General features: G+C 41.3%; 14 protein-coding genes. 4 read left to right on the forward strand and 10 right to left on the reverse strand.

The window, feature by feature from the left end; all coding sequences use genetic code 11:
• Positions 1–7 precede the first annotated feature (7 nt).
• Positions 8–706 carry a TetR/AcrR family transcriptional regulator gene (locus AAEY75_RS04400; RefSeq protein ID WP_352258655.1) on the reverse strand — a complete coding sequence of 233 codons (699 nt, stop codon included), beginning with the start codon at positions 704–706 and terminating at the stop codon, positions 8–10.
• A gap of 221 nt (positions 707–927) precedes the next feature.
• On the opposite strand from AAEY75_RS04400, the gene AAEY75_RS04405 reads away from it, so the two are divergent.
• Both AAEY75_RS04405 and AAEY75_RS04410 read left to right on the forward strand, forming a co-directional pair.
• Positions 928–2,175, forward strand: a complete 1,248-nt coding sequence (locus AAEY75_RS04405) for an NADH:flavin oxidoreductase/NADH oxidase family protein (RefSeq protein ID WP_352258657.1) — start codon at positions 928–930, stop codon at positions 2,173–2,175.
• A gap of 418 nt (positions 2,176–2,593) precedes the next feature.
• Positions 2,594–2,797: a CsbD family protein gene (locus tag AAEY75_RS04410; protein WP_110921969.1), complete on the forward strand. Its 204-nt coding sequence runs from the start codon at positions 2,594–2,596 to the stop codon at positions 2,795–2,797.
• 546 nt (positions 2,798–3,343) lie between these two features.
• On the opposite strand, the gene AAEY75_RS04415 is transcribed toward AAEY75_RS04410, so the two are convergent.
• The gene (locus AAEY75_RS04415; RefSeq protein WP_352258659.1) at positions 3,344–4,051 is read right to left on the reverse strand and encodes a ZIP family metal transporter; all 708 of its coding nucleotides are present in this window, start codon (positions 4,049–4,051) and stop codon (positions 3,344–3,346) included.
• Between the two features lie 355 nt (positions 4,052–4,406).
• Here AAEY75_RS04415 and AAEY75_RS04420 point away from each other — a divergent pair, with 355 nt between their 5' ends.
• A complete protein-coding gene (locus tag AAEY75_RS04420; protein WP_352258661.1) occupies positions 4,407–5,066 on the forward strand; it encodes a hypothetical protein in 660 nt (219 codons plus the stop codon).
• 173 nt (positions 5,067–5,239) lie between these two features.
• Here the strand turns inward: AAEY75_RS04420 and AAEY75_RS04425 are convergent, their stop codons facing one another.
• From AAEY75_RS04425 to AAEY75_RS04460, 8 genes are all read right to left on the reverse strand, one after another.
• Positions 5,240–5,551 carry a YqfO family protein gene (locus AAEY75_RS04425; RefSeq protein ID WP_352258663.1) on the reverse strand — a complete coding sequence of 104 codons (312 nt, stop codon included), beginning with the start codon at positions 5,549–5,551 and terminating at the stop codon, positions 5,240–5,242.
• Between the two features lie 69 nt (positions 5,552–5,620).
• Positions 5,621–6,253, reverse strand: coding sequence for a DNA-3-methyladenine glycosylase (locus tag AAEY75_RS04430; RefSeq protein WP_352258665.1), 633 nt, complete (start codon positions 6,251–6,253; stop codon positions 5,621–5,623).
• Between the two features lie 556 nt (positions 6,254–6,809).
• The gene (locus AAEY75_RS04435) at positions 6,810–7,364 is read right to left on the reverse strand and encodes a hypothetical protein (protein ID WP_352258667.1); all 555 of its coding nucleotides are present in this window, start codon (positions 7,362–7,364) and stop codon (positions 6,810–6,812) included.
• Positions 7,365–7,761: 397 nt separating this feature from the next.
• Complete coding sequence (gene purC, locus AAEY75_RS04440) at positions 7,762–8,475, reverse strand: phosphoribosylaminoimidazolesuccinocarboxamide synthase (protein WP_352258669.1); 714 nt, start codon at positions 8,473–8,475, stop codon at positions 7,762–7,764.
• A gap of 127 nt (positions 8,476–8,602) precedes the next feature.
• The gene (locus AAEY75_RS04445; RefSeq protein ID WP_406947802.1) at positions 8,603–8,917 is read right to left on the reverse strand and encodes a hypothetical protein; all 315 of its coding nucleotides are present in this window, start codon (positions 8,915–8,917) and stop codon (positions 8,603–8,605) included.
• 135 nt (positions 8,918–9,052) lie between these two features.
• Positions 9,053–9,958 (reverse strand): 4-hydroxy-tetrahydrodipicolinate synthase, encoded by a 906-nt coding sequence (gene dapA / locus AAEY75_RS04450; RefSeq protein WP_110921977.1) that lies wholly within the window; start codon positions 9,956–9,958, stop codon positions 9,053–9,055.
• A gap of 520 nt (positions 9,959–10,478) precedes the next feature.
• Complete coding sequence (locus tag AAEY75_RS04455; RefSeq protein WP_352258671.1) at positions 10,479–11,666, reverse strand: hypothetical protein; 1,188 nt, start codon at positions 11,664–11,666, stop codon at positions 10,479–10,481.
• Positions 11,667–12,133: 467 nt separating this feature from the next.
• Positions 12,134–13,549, reverse strand: coding sequence for a Do family serine endopeptidase (locus tag AAEY75_RS04460; RefSeq protein WP_406947819.1), 1,416 nt, complete (start codon positions 13,547–13,549; stop codon positions 12,134–12,136).
• A gap of 995 nt (positions 13,550–14,544) precedes the next feature.
• On the opposite strand from AAEY75_RS04460, the gene AAEY75_RS04465 reads away from it, so the two are divergent.
• A complete protein-coding gene (locus AAEY75_RS04465; RefSeq protein ID WP_352258675.1) occupies positions 14,545–16,866 on the forward strand; it encodes a cation:proton antiporter in 2,322 nt (773 codons plus the stop codon).
• Positions 16,867–16,952: the final 86 nt, after the last annotated feature.

Consider the following 16,952-nt stretch of genomic DNA (forward strand, 5'->3'; position numbering starts at 1 on the left):
ATTATCGTTATTCACTACTATTGCTTCCGTGCAAAAAATTGGCGAACAGCGCATCAAAGCTGGTACTCAATGTGGCAATCGCTTGCTGCCTTGAGTAGCGCTGCTGATGACAGCCTAATATGAGCTCATGTACTTGTGCAGCAGCAATATCAACACAAAGATTGACAGCGCTGCGTTCACAAGAACGATTGGATAGCTGCAATCCTTGAAGAAATATCTCTGTCCACTCTTCTTGTATCTCGGTAACTAAATTGCCCAATCCGTTGTTTAACGAAGATTGGTTTTCTATATTGGCAGTAAACCGTGGGCGATCCTCTAGCAAATGCTGAAACAGTGCAATATTTTGAAACGCCGAATCAAAAATCATCACCAAACATTGCTGACAGCGCTCATTAAACTGCGCTTTACTTAATACATCATAATCTTTAAGCATATCGACCCACGCCATGCGCATGGGTGACAGATAGTTGTCTTTTAGCTGAGCACTCAGTTCATTTTGCAGCGCGTCTAGGCTGTCAAAATGGTTATAAAAGCTTGGCTGCGCAATACCAGCACCTTTGGCCACTTTATTCATACTCATGCCCTGAGCACCCTCTAAACTGTACAGCCTTAATGCACTTTTCAATAATGCACGGCGCGTTTTGGCTTTCGCCATCTCACGTTTAGATTCTGTTGGTACATCTGAATATTGCGCTAGTACAGTCAATGAAGAAGCATCCTTGTTTATTTACTTATTCGATAAATAATTAAATCGACACACCAGTAATTTACCTTGAGTGCTATTGCGCCGAAAAAATGTGATGATGACGGCCACACGCCGATAGCTATTATTTCAACTATAAGGTTATAGTCATTTAAACCATAAGTCTATAGTGAAACCCATAGTAGAACTCGTGCTTCACAAAATGAAATTTTTAGGTTGCCATCATGACATCATCTGTTTTTTCCCCTTTCACATTGCCTTGTGGCGCCACTCTTCCTAACCGCTTGGCTAAAGCTGCTATGGAAGAAAACATGGCGGATGAAGGCCAAATTCCTGGCCATGTACTTTTGCACTTATATCAGCGCTGGGCTGAAGGTGGCACAGCTCTTTTGATCACTGGTAACGTCATGGTGGATGGCCGTGCGATGACAGGCCCTGGTGGCATCGTATTAGATAAATACAGCAATATCGCTCCTTTTACAGCATGGGCACAGGCTGCCAAACAAAACAACACGCACGTTTGGATGCAACTCAACCATCCTGGCCGTCAAGTGTATGCTGCCATGGGTGGTGATGTGTTGTCGCCTTCTGATGTGGCCATTGACTTGGGTAAACACTCTGGCCTATTTAGCCAACCACATGCCATGACGCTACAAGATATTGAACAGCTCATTCAACGCTTCGTAGACACAGCAATCAGAGCCGAACAGGCGGGATTTGATGGCGTCCAAATTCATGCCGCCCATGGTTACCTCATTTCTCAATTTTTATCACCACTGACCAATAAGCGCCAAGATGAATATGGCGGCTCAATTGAAAACCGTATGCGACTATTGATTGCGATCATTAAAGCGGTTCGTGCTGAAGTGTCATCCAATTTTGCCATTGGGGTCAAAATAAATTCAGCCGATTTTCAACGTGGTGGGTTTGATGCAGACGATGCAAAAGTGGTTATTTTAGCCATGAATGAGTTGGCGGTAGATTTGGTTGAGCTGTCTGGTGGCAGTTACGAAAGTCCTGCTATGCAAGGTAGTACAGCAGATGGTAGAACACTACAACGAGAAGCCTATTTTTTAGACTTTGCAAAAGAGATTGCGCAAGTAGCTACCATGCCAGTGATGACCACAGGTGGCGTTAGACGCTTGGTCGTTGCAGAAAATGTACTCGCGCAGGGGATTGATATCGTTGGTATGGGCACCGCTCTCGCCATGAACCCTTCGTTACCCAATGATTGGAAAAAAGATGAAACCATTAGCGCTCATAATCCAGTTGTGCAATGGCGTGATAAAACCTTGAGCGCTGTTGCTACTATGGCAGTGATCAAGCGCCAACTGCAGCGTATGGGTAAAGGCAAGCTACCTAAACCCGATGCTTCACCGATATTCTCGCTCATTGCTGATCGCATTCGATTAAAAAAGCTGACCAAACGCTATCACACATATTTGGCTACCTTAAAAAATCCCACACAGTAATATCAACGTTAAAAGTTATTCGTATGATTGACCGCATTATAGGTGCATTGCTATTTACATTTTTATGATTATGAAGCGCTCAATAGAACCACTTTATAAATTTAAATGGCTTTGAAATCATAATTTTATAAAAATATGTTTGATGGCTACTACGTATTGTAAACACAAGTGAGCCCGATTTTGACACAATGATGGTATAGGTAACAGACCTATGCCATTCATCATAATTAAGCAACACTATAAACATTGGATGTACAGACACCGCTGTCAAAACTGATTATATTTATTACCACAAGGCAGTCAATAACAATAAAAAATAACTGCTTTAGTGATTAAATAATTACAAAAACAATCAATAATAAGAGCAGTTAAAAATAAGATTTACTCAAGCACGTTCAATAAAATAAGGAAGACAACAATGAATGAACATACGCTAAAAGGTGAATGGAATCAGCTAAAAGGCTCAGTAAAGCAAAAATGGGCTGAACTAACTGATGACGATTTAACGCATATTGAAGGCAGCCGTGACAAGTTGGTTGGCCGTGTACAAGAGCGTTATGGCCACGCCAAAGACGACGCCGAGCGCGAAGTAGATGACTGGCGCCGTGAAAATAAATACTAATTTATTTTAATAATAAAAGACAAAAAGCCGCATAGAACCTATGTGGCTTTTTATTGGCTAATGACTTCTGTAGAGGTAGATAAATATATTGAGGACAAGCGGACAGATAAAAAATCATTCGTCCTTCAGCTTAATAAAGTTTCTCAATACCCAGACACGATAAAACCGCATAGCAATTAATTGTTATGCGGTTTTATTGTTAACTATCCATGTTACCTATCACGACCGTTTCCTATACATCCTTGCATAGTCTTCAGCATATTGTGATACTGGGCATCCTGCCCTATTTACTACGTCTACAGCATTAACTGCTGCTATCAGCAAAGGTTATGTGTCCTTACCTCACTCATTATTATCATCCTGATGCTAATAAGTCAGTCATTATCCTTCATGCGGTCAACTCAATCCTTGAGTCACATTTCCTAATGCCGTGTGACTATAATGCCCAATTCCTAACCTGATGTTAAGTCGCATAAGCGTCATTGCGTGTAAGCATATGCTTACACGCGTTTTAATAATGAGCCAATTTGTCTTGCTTTTACATGGCTAAATGACCATTTCACCGACCACGCCGACCAAAAATCCTAGTGAGGCACCCAGTGACGTCAGATAATTATTGTCTAACTTACTTTCAGGAATGATGTCTTGAATCAATAAATAAAGAATACCACCACTCGCAAACGTCATTAAGTGGGCAGTAACATTAGGGTGCTGACTCAATAAAAAATGCCCAATAAGTGCTGAGATGATACCAAAAAAACTTAAACCAAAAAATATGGTCAATGTCTTTCGCACACTAAAACCGCTGCGCACTAAGTCACGAAATGAGTTAAAAGATTCAGGCAAATTTTGCAAACCAATAAAAATAGCCAACAACAATGCCATTTGTGGTTCGATAGCAAAGACAGCACCTAAAGCAATAGACTCTGGCACAAAATCCATCATCATCGCTAGCAACGTTGCCTGCTGACTGCCTGACGATGCTAGCTTTCGGTCTATCAACATAAATAAGATAGCGCCAAATGAGAACGATCCCATCACGCCCCAAACACCTAACTCATCCATACCTTTGGGTACTAAGACCAATGCCAACGCAGACAAAATAATACCTGCGCCAAAAGACATTAATGTATGAACCAGCTGCGCCTTAACCGGACTGTCTTTAATATGATGGTCAAACATATTGGCCAGTAGTCCACCTATAAATACCGTTGCACCTGAAAATCCTGAAAACAAAATAAGTTTGAGTGGCATTTTTTTCCTTATTATTAATTGAGTATTTTATTAGTTGGATGTCTTTGTATTATGTTACTCAACGGCTTGTCTTAGAGACTATGTCTAATGCATGACTGTTTTGTTCATTTACAACTTCTTAACGTAAATGACATCTAACACCAAGCTTTATACCTTATGATTGATAATGTAAGTAAATATTTCATCATTAGTTGGATTATCAGAACGCAGCTGCTAGGCAAGGTGTTTTCGCTAGTATGGTAGTGATCGCTAATATAATAGATGTCAAATCCATTAAATTAAGCATACCAAGTTAAGAGTACATAGTTAAAAATACACAGTCGCTGTGCTATACCAAACAATAGGAAGATTCATTATGAGAACACTACAACGCTCCACCGTAAAAACGATTCTTTCATCAGGGCTTGCTGTTGCTTTGTTGGGCACGATGGTCGGCTGTACCACTATAGCCTCTCCTTATGACAATCGCCCTGTGTACCGTGATAGCAATACGAGTAACAATAACGTTAACCGCGTTAGTCAGCAGCTACGTCAAGACTTACGTCGCAAGGGTTATGATGTCAGAGACATTCAAGCTAGCAATTACCGAGGCAGTCAGATACTTACGGTTTATGCCACCAAAGGTAAACAAGCCTACGAGCTTAAGTATACGTATCCTAACTTGAGGCTTATCAGCTCAGACAAGAAATCATGGTCATCTACTGGAAAAGATGATAGATACGAAAAAAACCATGATAAAAAAGACAAATATAAAAATAATGGTAAGCATAAAAACAGTAAGCATCATAAAAACGGTGATGTCGAAGGCAATATTACAAGAGAATCCCGCTACCCAGCCATTAAACAACAAGCCATCAGAAAAGTTAGTGCGATGGGTTACCGTATAAAAGATATTGAGCTTGAAGAAAAAAATAATCGCGGTGTGTTTGAAATCGAAGCAAGACGTGGCTCACAAGATTATGAAATACTACTTGGCTATCCCAATCTAAATGTCATTAAGGTGAAAAAAGACTAGATTTCAACACCACTACTATTCATAACATTCGTATCTTATAGTATAGATACGAGTATAAAATTTCGGCATCGCTCACCTCTTGATGCCTACGGTCAAATAAACCAGCCCTTGGTATATTTGACCTTTTTTTTCACTTTATTATGCAAGAATAGAGCATATCTTCAATTCAAATACTAGAAATCTAAGACCTTTATCACATCGTAAGCTGGTGTCTCATATGGATGAGACTCTTTTAACGCAGCGATAACAGTTTCAATGACTGCTTCAGCAACGACCATTTCAACTCGCCATTCATCGACCATTTCTAAGCTATCATGTGTACCGATGTGCGGCGTACTACCTGATAATGGCATAAACTGTCCTGTTCCCTTTACCTGCCAACAGCATTGCTCATAGTTACCAATGGTGCCTGCACCGGCGACAAACAAAGCAGACTTCACCTGATCTAGAGCAGATTCTGGGATAAAAACCGTGAGCTTATACATATCGTCCATCCTCTCTACATTGATTCCATAAAATATATCCAAAATAAACTGTCCAATCTACAGGCGATACTATTTTTTGGATAAAGAAGCATGATCGCTCCAAACATAACGTAATAACCAGTCTTTCGCTTCACCTGCATAGTCAATGCCAATACGTGGGCGCAGCGATATTAAAGGCTGACATCCATCATCTTCTATCCAAACAGCTGACGCTAGGCCAATTACCTTGCCATATAAATCACGATCAATTTGCAATCGTTTGGTTAGCTTCCCAGGGCCAGCAAACTGCTTGGGATGACTAAGCTGTTTGTCTGGGCTAAGTAGTTGTTCGTCAACTAGACGATCACTATCCTCTGTCAAAAATCCAGCTCGTATCAATACTGACTCCGGCGACTCTGCAGCACCACTGATTAGGTTAAGCATATGATGTACACCATAGGTCAAATAGACATAGAACACACCGCCTTGCTCATACATGATTTCAGTACGTGAGGTTCGTGTGCCTGCATGGGAATGACAGGCAGGATCACTTTCACCGATATAGGCTTCGGTCTCTGAGATACGCATTCGCAGTACTTTCGCGGTGCCATCGGTATCTATCAATTTTCTACAGAGCACTTTACCAACCAAGTCAGCAGCGACTACACAAGTTGGACGCGTAAACCAGTCAGGTGCTAAGACAGTTGACGAGGCAGTAGACATTAGCGAAACCTTTTCTTATTTTGATAATCTAATTGACATGACCAAATACTAATAAACAAGTATTAGGGCGTGTCCTCAATTCAATCGATAGTCATCTAAATGGGTTAAAAATGGCTAAATCTTGCCAAACGGCGTCAAATAGCTGACTAATATCTCGATATTATCTGCGCTATTTCTCTTGTTTGACTGCGATTTATCTCATTTTTATCACCATTTTTAAAATGAGGACACGCCCTAGTAAATTAGCATAAAAGTAAGATAAGGTATTGAGGACAATGTTTATGCTATGTTTGATTTTTATACGAGTTAAGCTATAAAACTGTGTTCAAAAGGCCAATATTGATAGTGCGTATTAAGCATCAATACTTATGGATAAAGAGGATTTCATCATTAAGTATTACTGATAAACAGATAAAAATCGCAGTCTATTTTGAGTGGTTCCACAAATCTAGTCTATTTTAGGTGGTTTGTTAATAGGTTTGAGGGGCAAAATAACTGGTTCCGTTAGGGTATAGGCTAAATATAGTAAGTTCAAGTCAGCTCAAACGCTGATTACCTAAAACAAATCTGATGTTGATATTCTAAGTACATCAGATTTATTTAGCCAAATACCTTTAGAGCATTTTATACCACTAAGATAATTTTTAAGGTACTCTATAAAACTAAATCCGGTACATTCAAATGTATCGTCACCATCACAGTAGTGCCAAACTTGTAGTTCTGGATCTGTCGTATAAATAAAATAATAAGACGTTTCATTCAATCGACTAAAAAAGTAAGGTTTACCATCAAGATCTTTTTGAGTAATAAAACCCTCATCAACTAGTTCTTGTTGCCACCCTAAGTTGATACTCATATGAACTAAAAATGTTGTCTCATCAGAACGATTATTGTATTTATTGAATACAAAAAAGTCATCCATAAAAAGGCCTCCAGAGCATTTACCAAAAGTCTGTAACCAAAGCCTGAAATCCCCTTTGGCTTCTATGTTTAACTTCTCCGTATAAACATCTATTTCTTCATTTTTAAGTCCGTCAATAGCATTTATATCTATGTTCCAACAAATATCTTTACTAATGTATGGCATAAACTGGTCGATAAACTCATTCATTTTATAATCCCAATTTTCAATAACCTATGAATTCTTTGATGTTGATTCCTCAAATATCTAAATCGTCATTTTGGATAGTCTGTTTGATTAATCGTTTAGGATTGTACTACCCCCAATACATAGGTCTGCATGACCCATATTACCGATTTCATAGCTACTGAAGTCACAGCTAATACTAGGAGTTCGATGCCTGTATAGCGCACTGATCACGAATAGAATATGTATGGTAAGTACACCATGAAGTACACTGTGACTATTTCAGCGAGTTAAAACGTTTGTACCATTAATCCACAGCCAAAGATTCGAGTCCTTACTAGGGAACCGACATTAATATAATGCCATAAAAAAACTGAGCGCATGGCTCAGTCTTTTATTGTATATGATGAAACTTAACCGCTTAGTTTAATGGTACACCAATACGGTTTGCCACTTCTTCATAAGCTTCAATCACATCACCTAGTGACTGGCGGAAACGATCTTTATCCAATTTTTTCTTGGTGATTTTATCCCAAATACGGCAGCCATCTGGTGAGAACTCATCACCCAAAACGATGCGATCATGGAATACTCCAAACTCTAGCTTGAAATCAACCAGTATCAAATCGCCTGCATCAAACAGTGCTTTTAATACATCGTTCACTTGATGAGTCAGCTCTTCCATTCTTGCTAATTGTGCTTCAGTTGCCCAACCAAGAGATACAGATAGTGACTCATTGACCATTGGATCACCAAGCGCATCGTCTTTATAAAATAGCTCATAAGTAGGCGGCGTCAATGCTTGGCCTTCTTCTAAACCCAAACGACGAACCAAGCTACCAGCAGCAAAGTTACGTACTACACACTCAACCGGAATCATATCTAGACGTTTGACCAACACTTCGTCTTCAGACAATTGCTTTTCAAAATGCGTTTCGATGCCAGCATCAGCCAGCTTTTGCATAATAAAAGCATTGAAACGGTTATTGACCACGCCTTTGCGTGCTAACTGTTCGATACGCTTACCATCAAGCGCTGATGTATCATCACGGAAATGTAGAATCAAAAGATCATTGTCTTCTGTTTCATAGACAGATTTAGCTTTACCTTTATACAGCAGTTGTTGCTTTTGCATTATGAGAGTTCCTGTTCGTTCAAGCTTATGTGGTAAAAACGCGCAGCTACCGCTAGTATTTGTATAACAGTATTAATAATTAAATTAACGAGTATAAAAAACCAACGGTAAAAATAGGGAAATAGTTTTAATTCGGAAGACCGCTTACAGCACGTTGAGGCTGTGGTAATTTATACTGGCTACCAGATTCGTTCGCTAGTTTTAGCGTATTTGCACCTGCGTCAGGTGTGGCGTATAAGGGTACGAAAGGTGCTGTTTCTGTAGCAGCTGGCAGCTCTATTGGCGCAAGCTTTTTGCTTTGCTGATACTCTAAGCTACCGTTGTCACGCTTACCAAGTAAGTTTTTAGTCGCTTGGCAGCCGCTCAATACTAAGGTACTTCCTAGTATCAAGGTCAGCATCGCAGGGAATATTTTTGTGGTCTTTGATGAGCTGTTCATCATATTATCTCTCTGAGTTAGCAATGATTGCTTATTTGGCTTATCGTGTGTATGAGGTCATATAGATATCGCTAAGCCTATCATCAGTGACTGACTTAGCATTTATAGCGCTCAATTTTATAGCAAATTCAAACGAATCTATATTAAGTTAGCACGAACCAATGCTTCATCAATAGTCGCATGATGTTGCTCCGCTAGCCAAACCAATGGCAGACGAATGCCCTTATCGATTATGCCCATTTTATGTAAGGCGTACTTAGCTGGGATAGGGCTTGATTCGATGAATAGGTCACGATGTAAGTGTTTAACGATATCATGTACTTTATTAGCAGCATCAAAATCACCACGGAGCGCAGCCGTAAACGTCTCGCTCATCGCTTTCGGTGCGACGTTGGCCGTCACCGAAATGTTGCCTTTACCGCCGAATTTCATCAACTCTAGCGCAGTACCGTCATCACCTGACAGCACAACCATTCTATCACCAACGGCTTTAATTAATTGCTCGCCGCGGCTGACAGAGCCGGTCGCATCTTTAATGGCCACAATATTGTCAATATCACATAAACGCTCAACGGTATTTTGGGCGATATCAACGACTGTGCGTCCTGGTACGTTATAGAGCATCTGCGGAATATTTACCGCTTCAGCGATGGCTTTATAATGTTGGAACAAACCTTCTTGAGGTGGTTTATTATAGTAAGGTGCTACGAGCAATGCGCAGTCTGCACCAGCATCGGCTGCATCTTGAGTCAGCTTGATGGCTTCCATTGTATTGTTAGCGCCTGTACCAGCAATGACCGGTACACGACCTTTGACATGCTGTACAAAGTAGCGAATCACATCGCTATGCTCTTGCATAGACAGTGTCGCTGACTCACCAGTGGTACCGACAGCAACTAAGCAATGGGTGCCTTGTTCAATCTGCCAATCTATGAGATCTGCCAAACGTTTATAATCAACCTTGCCGTCAGGATGCATGGGCGTTACCAAAGCTACCATTGAGCCTTGTAGTCGGGTTTTGATCTCGTCGTATGCTGTGCTCATAACCGTGCCTTACTGTATTATCCTAGCTTTTGTCAAAGCTGTCACATGATAGGTCGTTTGCAAGAGCCAATTCTCATGCTTATGGCTGCACATAATATTATGTGCAGCCATAAACGCAATTAGCAATGTCTTGCCTGATGGTAGTGCTAAGTAACTTTCTAAAAAATATACTTTTAAAATAAGTATCTTTCTAAAATAAACATTTTTCTACTGCAAAAGCAGCCGCCACATAAATAATGATGTGCTCAAATCCGTATTGACGTTGCTTTTGCCAATGACTGATAAGGCTTATTCAGCAATAAAAATTAAATAATAAAAACGCCTGCTAGTGTAGCATATTTTAATTTGACCGCTATCAATCAATTGACGGTCAATATGGTTATTATGCAGCAAATAACACGTCGCCTCTCTTGTCCCATAATGCCCAGATAATGCTCAAAAAAGCACATCAATACTGACATTATTACTTAACATTCAGTTTAGCGCAATTGATGAGCACTTATAAGAATTTTGGCACATATTAACGAATTGTCAACACATCGATAGTGGGGCGATACAACCGAAAAGGCAGCCCTCGTGTGCCTATACCGCTACTGACGAATATCTGCGCACTGGCATGTTGATATAAACCTCGCTGCTTACCCAACCGACTGTTATTTGACAAAGTCGATTGCTCATCGCTCTGTTGCACGCCTTGGGTTTTTTGTGCCCACCAACTGTTCTCTTGAGTGGCTTTCGCAGCACCCGTAATCAATAACGGTCGCGGCTGTAAAGATTTGGGCAAGTCTCTGAGACTATCAAACCGTGAAGCCAAAATAATAACAGGGTTGATAGCATTGGCGATTTCAGCACCAAGCGCTACTTTTGCAGCCGTGTTTGAGTCATCAATATCAGCGAGTCTCTGAGGGATATCTTGCCAGCCGCAGAGCGCTGCGACCACTGAGTTGGCATCACTATCTTGCTGTCTAAGAATATCTTGGTTCAATGGTCGGCTATTCACCGCGCCGATATCCATAGTCTTAAGCGGCAACGAGGTACACTGCTGACCGATATAACTGATATCAAGTACATCAAAAGTGCTGGCCAACGTATCTTCCAACAGTGGCTGACCTTGCTTGGTCGTATTAATCGATTGATAGCACAGATCCGACGTACTCATCACCGTATAGACAGGTTTATTGACCGCTTTGAACAGCATGAGCTGCCCAACCAAATCTGCACTTGGATAATACAGCCAGTCACCTGTAATCAATACGGCATCCGCTGACAAAGCATTGATAGTGGCAACAAGCTTACGAATATGGCGCGGCTTACCGCTATATATCCCAATGCGTAAGTCAGCTAGCACAGCGACAGTAAGTGGCTTTGCTAAATTTAAATCAACAGCATGATGCTCTACTCGTAAACAATTAGGCTGCACCACTACAGTATAAAAGTACATGCCCATTGCGAATATAGCTATCAGCAATGATGGTACGGACAACGCTGCCAATACGGGTAGCATATTCTGCGACCAACCTATCACCATTAATACGATCCAAACGGGCATGGTATAGGCTGCGTAATAGAGTACCAGTTTCACCCAGATACGCAAAAATCGCTTGGTAGGATTAGCATTGAACGTTTGTAATATTGACCACAGTACGATGTACGCTAGCAATGCTGCTGACGTAGAGATACCTAGTATATATAAAACATGGTCAGTCATAATTACCTGATGGTTGTGTAACGGTATGAGCCTATCAAACAGCTTATAGTCAATCCTATATTAGAACGCATGGCCTGCTAAATAAATCACTCCATGCGTACGTTTATCATAGGTTGTAATAGTTTATAAGGGCGCGCTTCGATTGTAATAACAACCATAATATGGAGCGTTTAACCCATCAAAATGATTGTTATCGAAACAATCTTCTATCTCGCTAAAGACATACTTTCAATCATGGGATAAAAAATCAGCCATTATAGAGGTCAGCCTCTACGATAGACAAGTACAATTATCGACGCTCACTGTCACAATTTGTTTACTCATACGGTTTTTAATGGTATCTCTCGTATCAATTATTCAATTTAAAAGAAGGTCAAGACAACCTAGTACAGATGTACCTAAGCGACTACAAGCAAAGTTAACGTGACCTTTCTTCCATAAGGAATTGATTATCGCTACCTTACTGATTACTCAATCCGTAACCCTATAATCGCAGGGATACCTTGACGGATAACTTCCATAGTCACCACGCCTTTTTCAGGCAGCGATGAAATAGCATCTGAAAAGTCAGTCACTTCCTTAATCGGTTTTTGATGAAAATTGGTAATGACATCCCCTGCTAATATACCCGAACGTGCAGCAAGCCCAGTGGGGTCAACTGTCGTCACCAAAATGCCTGTTTTATGATCCACGGCGATTTCAGCTTGCTCATCAACAGTCAAATTACGTAGACGTAAGCCCAACTGTACATCGTCATTCTGTTGATCACCGCCTTGTGCTCTAACATCATCAGGTGCATACGCAAGCTGGCCACTGACTATCATCTGCTTACCATTACGCTGAATCTGCGCACGGAATGCATCACTTGGCTTAGCGCGATTGAGCAGATTCAATAAATCTGAGGCTTGCATAATCTGCACGTTGTTATATTGCAAAATAATATCACCAGGTTTTAAACCAGCTTTTTGTGCTGGTGAGTCTGGTGACACACGTGTCAATAATGCACCTTGAGGGCGAGCCAGCTTATAAGCCTCAGCTAGATTACGATCGATATCTTGTGGATAAATACCTAAATAAGCACGCACTACTTCGCCATCTGTTTTTAGCTGCTGATAGATATCCATTGCCGCATCAATCGGAATCGAGAACGACAGCCCCATATAACCACCGGTACCACTAAAGATACGCGAGTTAATACCAATAACTTCACCGCGCTGGTTGAATAATGGACCACCTGAATTACCGGGGTTCAATGCCACATCTGTTTGAATAAATGGCACACTGGTCTCACGCGAAAAACTGCGCGACTTGGCACTGACAATACCCGCGGATGCCGAGTAATCAAAACCAAATGGTGAACCAATCGCTAGTACAGGCTCCCCTACTCTCAGCGCATTCGAGTCACCGATAGGGAGAGGTGGGAATTTATTACCCACGACTTTCAACACTGCCACATCTGAGCGCTCATCACTACCGATTAAGACCGCATCTAGCTCCGTTCTATCATTCAGCGTGACCGTGATTTTATCTGCGCCTTCCACCACGTGATGGTTGGTCAGCATGTAGCCATCAGAGCTGACAAAAAAAGCTGTGCCATAAGCATGCTCAATCGCGGGCATGGTAGCCTGTTCAGGAATACTTAGACGATCGCCAAAAAACTGACGTAGCAGCTCAGCTGTCTGTGCCTTGGCAAGCTCAGCTTCACTAATCGTTTTTGTGACGTTCACACGGGCGACTGCTGGGGTCACTTGTTGTACCAAGTCAGAGAAGTCTGCCGTGCTGACCGCCGCTTGAGCACTGGTCATAGTCGTGGCGGTCATACCAACGACCATAGATGTACTAACAGCAAGCGCCAACGCACTACGCTGTAACCAATGCTGCATATTCAATTTAGATTGTGCTGTAGACATATCTGTACGCATACCATCCTCCATATGAGTGATCATGATTGTTATTATTGTCAATGTTAATAAATTGGTTCTGGTTATTTTCTAGAGCCATTATAAGACAGGTAAAAAATGTGACTTTAGCTTAAGCCATCTTAATATTTTTTAGCTTGTCTGCATGCTATATCTATATTTTATTGCCTTTGCATGGCAACCGTTGCTGCAACTCTTTCATAGAGTGGATTCACGATACAAACTACATGCATGATAAATGCCGCTACTTTATGATAAGCCATCACGTTAGTTTGCTATCATTTCAGTAATTCAGGATAACCCAAGGATTGGTTATTTCATAATGGTTCTATATCCTGTTGTGGTTGCTCAATACTACAATCAACCCACTATAATATCGATACAAGACAGTCGAGTACAAGCAATACCTTTATATAGTTGACGATGTGGCAGTGTCATAGTGGATAAACTGTGTCGTGGTAAGCTCAGCCTTAGTAGGTATGAAATAAAATCATGTTATGATGGCAAGCCTAATAACTTTATAAAAAACGTAGGTTAATAGCCATTATTATTACGGACTATATATTTATAGAATTGGCTATCATCACCCTTATTTTTCATCTTTTGCATGTCTAGAGACGCTTATACCACTTCTAAAAATTTGAATAGCAGTAAAACAGGTGCAATTACTACCGCTCGTAGGCCAAGCCAGTAGCACAAGCAAGGTTGACACTGCTAATTATATTTCTTGGGATGGGCATTATTTGTCTAAGAATGCGTTTGTCTTTATTACTTTATAGTATATATATCATATCTGGCTCACGTTATGATTCATGATGACTGTCATTATTATCATCGTTGTCATTATTGTCACTTGGCCATTTTCGTCGCTCAGCTTTTGTAAAACGTGCCTCTATAGATAGGTGCTAAAGCGCGATTGATAGATATAAAATATGACAAGATTATAAAAGGATCAATTTATGGATACCGCCCTATTATTATCTGGCGTGGTTGGGATTGGCATCGCCGCCCAATGGTTGGCTTGGTACTTAAAGCAACCGTCCATTTTATTTTTATTACTGATTGGTATTATCGTCGGTCCTGTACTGGGTATTTTCGATCCCGACTTAGTATTGGGGGAGCTGATGTTCCCCTTCATCTCTTTGGGCGTGGCGATTATTCTCTTTGAAGGCTCGCTGACCTTAGAGTTCGATGAGATTAAGCAACACGGTACTGTTGTGCAAATGCTGGTATCAGTCGGCGTACTTATTACCATTGCTATCGTCGCGTTATCAACGTATCTATTATTTGATGTCGATCCACTAATTGCCTTGCTATTCGGTGCGCTAGTTTGCGTGACTGGCCCAACGGTCATTATGCCGTTACTGCGTAGTGTGCGCCCGAACAAGACGATATCTAACATCCTAAAATGGGAAGGTATCATCATCGATCCAATCGGCGCCATTGCGGTTGTATTGGTCTATGAATATATTATCTCTGGCGGCGAAGCCAGCAGTATATTACTGTTTGCTAAAATCGTTGTATTGGCGACTGCAATGGGTATGGCGGGCGCTTGGCTGCTCGCGTTCCTCATGCGCCGCCATATGATTCCTGAGTTTTTACGCAATGTCTTTACCCTTGCCTTTGTCTTGGTTCTATTCTCAATATCTAACCATTTAGAGCATGAGTCTGGTCTATTGACCGTTACAGTATTGGGTGTGGCATTAGCAAACTGGCCAAAATTCCCACGTGAGACCATTCTAGAGTTCAACGAGTCTTTAACTATTCTACTGATTTCTGTGCTTTTTATTATTCTCGCTGCACGTGTAGAACTAGCAAGCTTAATGAGTGTGGGCTTTGCAGGATTGGTGCTACTTGCTATCGTGATGTTCGTGGCGCGCCCATTGTCTGTTTGGGCATCAGCTATCGGCTCAAACCTCAAGACCAACGAAAAGCTGATGATCAGTTGGATTGGGCCGCGTGGTATCGTCGCGGCAGCTATCTCTTCGCTGTTTGCCATTCGTTTGCAAGAGTATGATATTCAAGGCGTTGAGCTGCTCGTACCATTAGTATTTATGGTCATCATTGGTACGGTTATGATTCAGGGCTTAGGCTCAAAAGTGGTCGGCAACTTGCTTGGCGTCCGTGAGCCTGAGACCAACGGTATTCTTATCGTCGGTTCAAACCCCATCGCACTACTGATAGCCACGTCTTTAAAAGATCAAGGCTTCGATGTCATCGTTGCGCATAATAACTATACCAATATTGCCCGTGCACGCATGAGTGGTTTGCGTACTTATTTTGGTAATCCTATCTCTGACCATGCGGATCATAACCTTGACCTTATCGGTATTGGTCGTCTATTTGCCATGAGTATGGATAAAGAAATGAACACGTTATCCGAGATTCATTATCGTCATGAATTCGGTGAGCGCAAATTGTATCGTCTCAAGTTCAGTGATGAAAAAGTCAAAAGCGAACGTGAAGACAAGCAGTCAAGCTTTCAGTCACAGTGGCTATTTGGCAAAGATGCGACGTATACCAAGCTTGCCAGCATGCTGTCGAAAAAAGCACGTATCAAAATTACCAACATCACTGATAGCTACAGCTTTGAACAATATAAAGCGGATAACAAGCAATTTGTCCCGCTCTATACCATAGACAAAGAGGGCAAGTTGCACGTCATTACTGATAAGTTCGATGGCATCGTACCACGCGATCGTAAGCTTATCTCACTAGTGGTAGAGGATGAAGTGCAGCCAAAGCCAGTAGATGTAACACCGAAGCAAGAGCAAGCACGTATGGCGGCAGATGCCAACTTTGAATCTAGCTCAAAAGCACCGGAAAAGCGTAAAGAGAAAGAGCCGAGCGATGAAAGTGCTGATGCAGCTGAGCAAGCAACGGATAGCGACAAAGAAAAAGGCGCTGAGCAGAAAAGCACTGAGCAAAACACCACTAGTGACTCATCAAGTCGTTCAAGCAACGATACTGAGTCTAAAGACTCTCCAACGTCGCCAGCAACGACTACTGACAAAACTGTCGAACCAAAAGATGAGTCTGCTAATAAAGGGGTAATGTCAGCGAACTCAACCGCTGTCTCCAAAACTAAAGCATCTAGCAATAGCAATGCTAACGGTAATGGTAATGCACCTAAGACCAAAAAAGGCGCGCTTGATCCAAATCGCTTACCTGACTCTGGTCAAGACAATGCCAAAAGTGCTGACATCGAAATTGCTAATGATACCAAGCCAACGAGCTTAGAAAGCAAGGTAGATAACGAAGTAAATAATAAAGAGAAATAAGAGTAAATAGCTAGAAAATAGCCAGTAAATAAATAATGATGATCACTTTTTGAGTGGCTATTTACCTACATATTAATGGTTCAAGA

The organism is Psychrobacter sp. TB55-MNA-CIBAN-0194, assembly GCF_040309505.1.
Taxonomy (GTDB): Bacteria; Pseudomonadota; Gammaproteobacteria; order Pseudomonadales; family Moraxellaceae; genus Psychrobacter; species Psychrobacter fozii.

What these genes read in the sequence shown, in the direction of transcription:
- AAEY75_RS04405 (WP_352258657.1), top strand. Translation starts at nt 928, where the DNA reads ATGACATCATCTGTTTTTTCCCCTTTCACATTGCCTTGTGGCGCCACT.
- AAEY75_RS04410 (WP_110921969.1), top strand. Translation starts at nt 2,594, where the DNA reads ATGAATGAACATACGCTAAAAGGTGAATGGAATCAGCTAAAAGGCTCA.
- AAEY75_RS04415 (WP_352258659.1), bottom strand. Translation starts at nt 4,051, where the DNA reads ATGCCACTCAAACTTATTTTGTTTTCAGGATTTTCAGGTGCAACGGTA.
- AAEY75_RS04420 (WP_352258661.1), top strand. Translation starts at nt 4,407, where the DNA reads ATGAGAACACTACAACGCTCCACCGTAAAAACGATTCTTTCATCAGGG.
- AAEY75_RS04425 (WP_352258663.1), bottom strand. Translation starts at nt 5,551, where the DNA reads ATGTATAAGCTCACGGTTTTTATCCCAGAATCTGCTCTAGATCAGGTG.
- AAEY75_RS04430 (WP_352258665.1), bottom strand. Translation starts at nt 6,253, where the DNA reads ATGTCTACTGCCTCGTCAACTGTCTTAGCACCTGACTGGTTTACGCGT.
- AAEY75_RS04435 (WP_352258667.1), bottom strand. Translation starts at nt 7,364, where the DNA reads ATGAATGAGTTTATCGACCAGTTTATGCCATACATTAGTAAAGATATT.
- purC (WP_352258669.1), bottom strand. Translation starts at nt 8,475, where the DNA reads ATGCAAAAGCAACAACTGCTGTATAAAGGTAAAGCTAAATCTGTCTAT.
- AAEY75_RS04445 (WP_406947802.1), bottom strand. Translation starts at nt 8,917, where the DNA reads ATGATGAACAGCTCATCAAAGACCACAAAAATATTCCCTGCGATGCTG.
- dapA (WP_110921977.1), bottom strand. Translation starts at nt 9,958, where the DNA reads ATGAGCACAGCATACGACGAGATCAAAACCCGACTACAAGGCTCAATG.
- AAEY75_RS04455 (WP_352258671.1), bottom strand. Translation starts at nt 11,666, where the DNA reads ATGACTGACCATGTTTTATATATACTAGGTATCTCTACGTCAGCAGCA.
- AAEY75_RS04460 (WP_406947819.1), bottom strand. Translation starts at nt 13,549, where the DNA reads ATGCAGCATTGGTTACAGCGTAGTGCGTTGGCGCTTGCTGTTAGTACA.
- AAEY75_RS04465 (WP_352258675.1), top strand. Translation starts at nt 14,545, where the DNA reads ATGGATACCGCCCTATTATTATCTGGCGTGGTTGGGATTGGCATCGCC.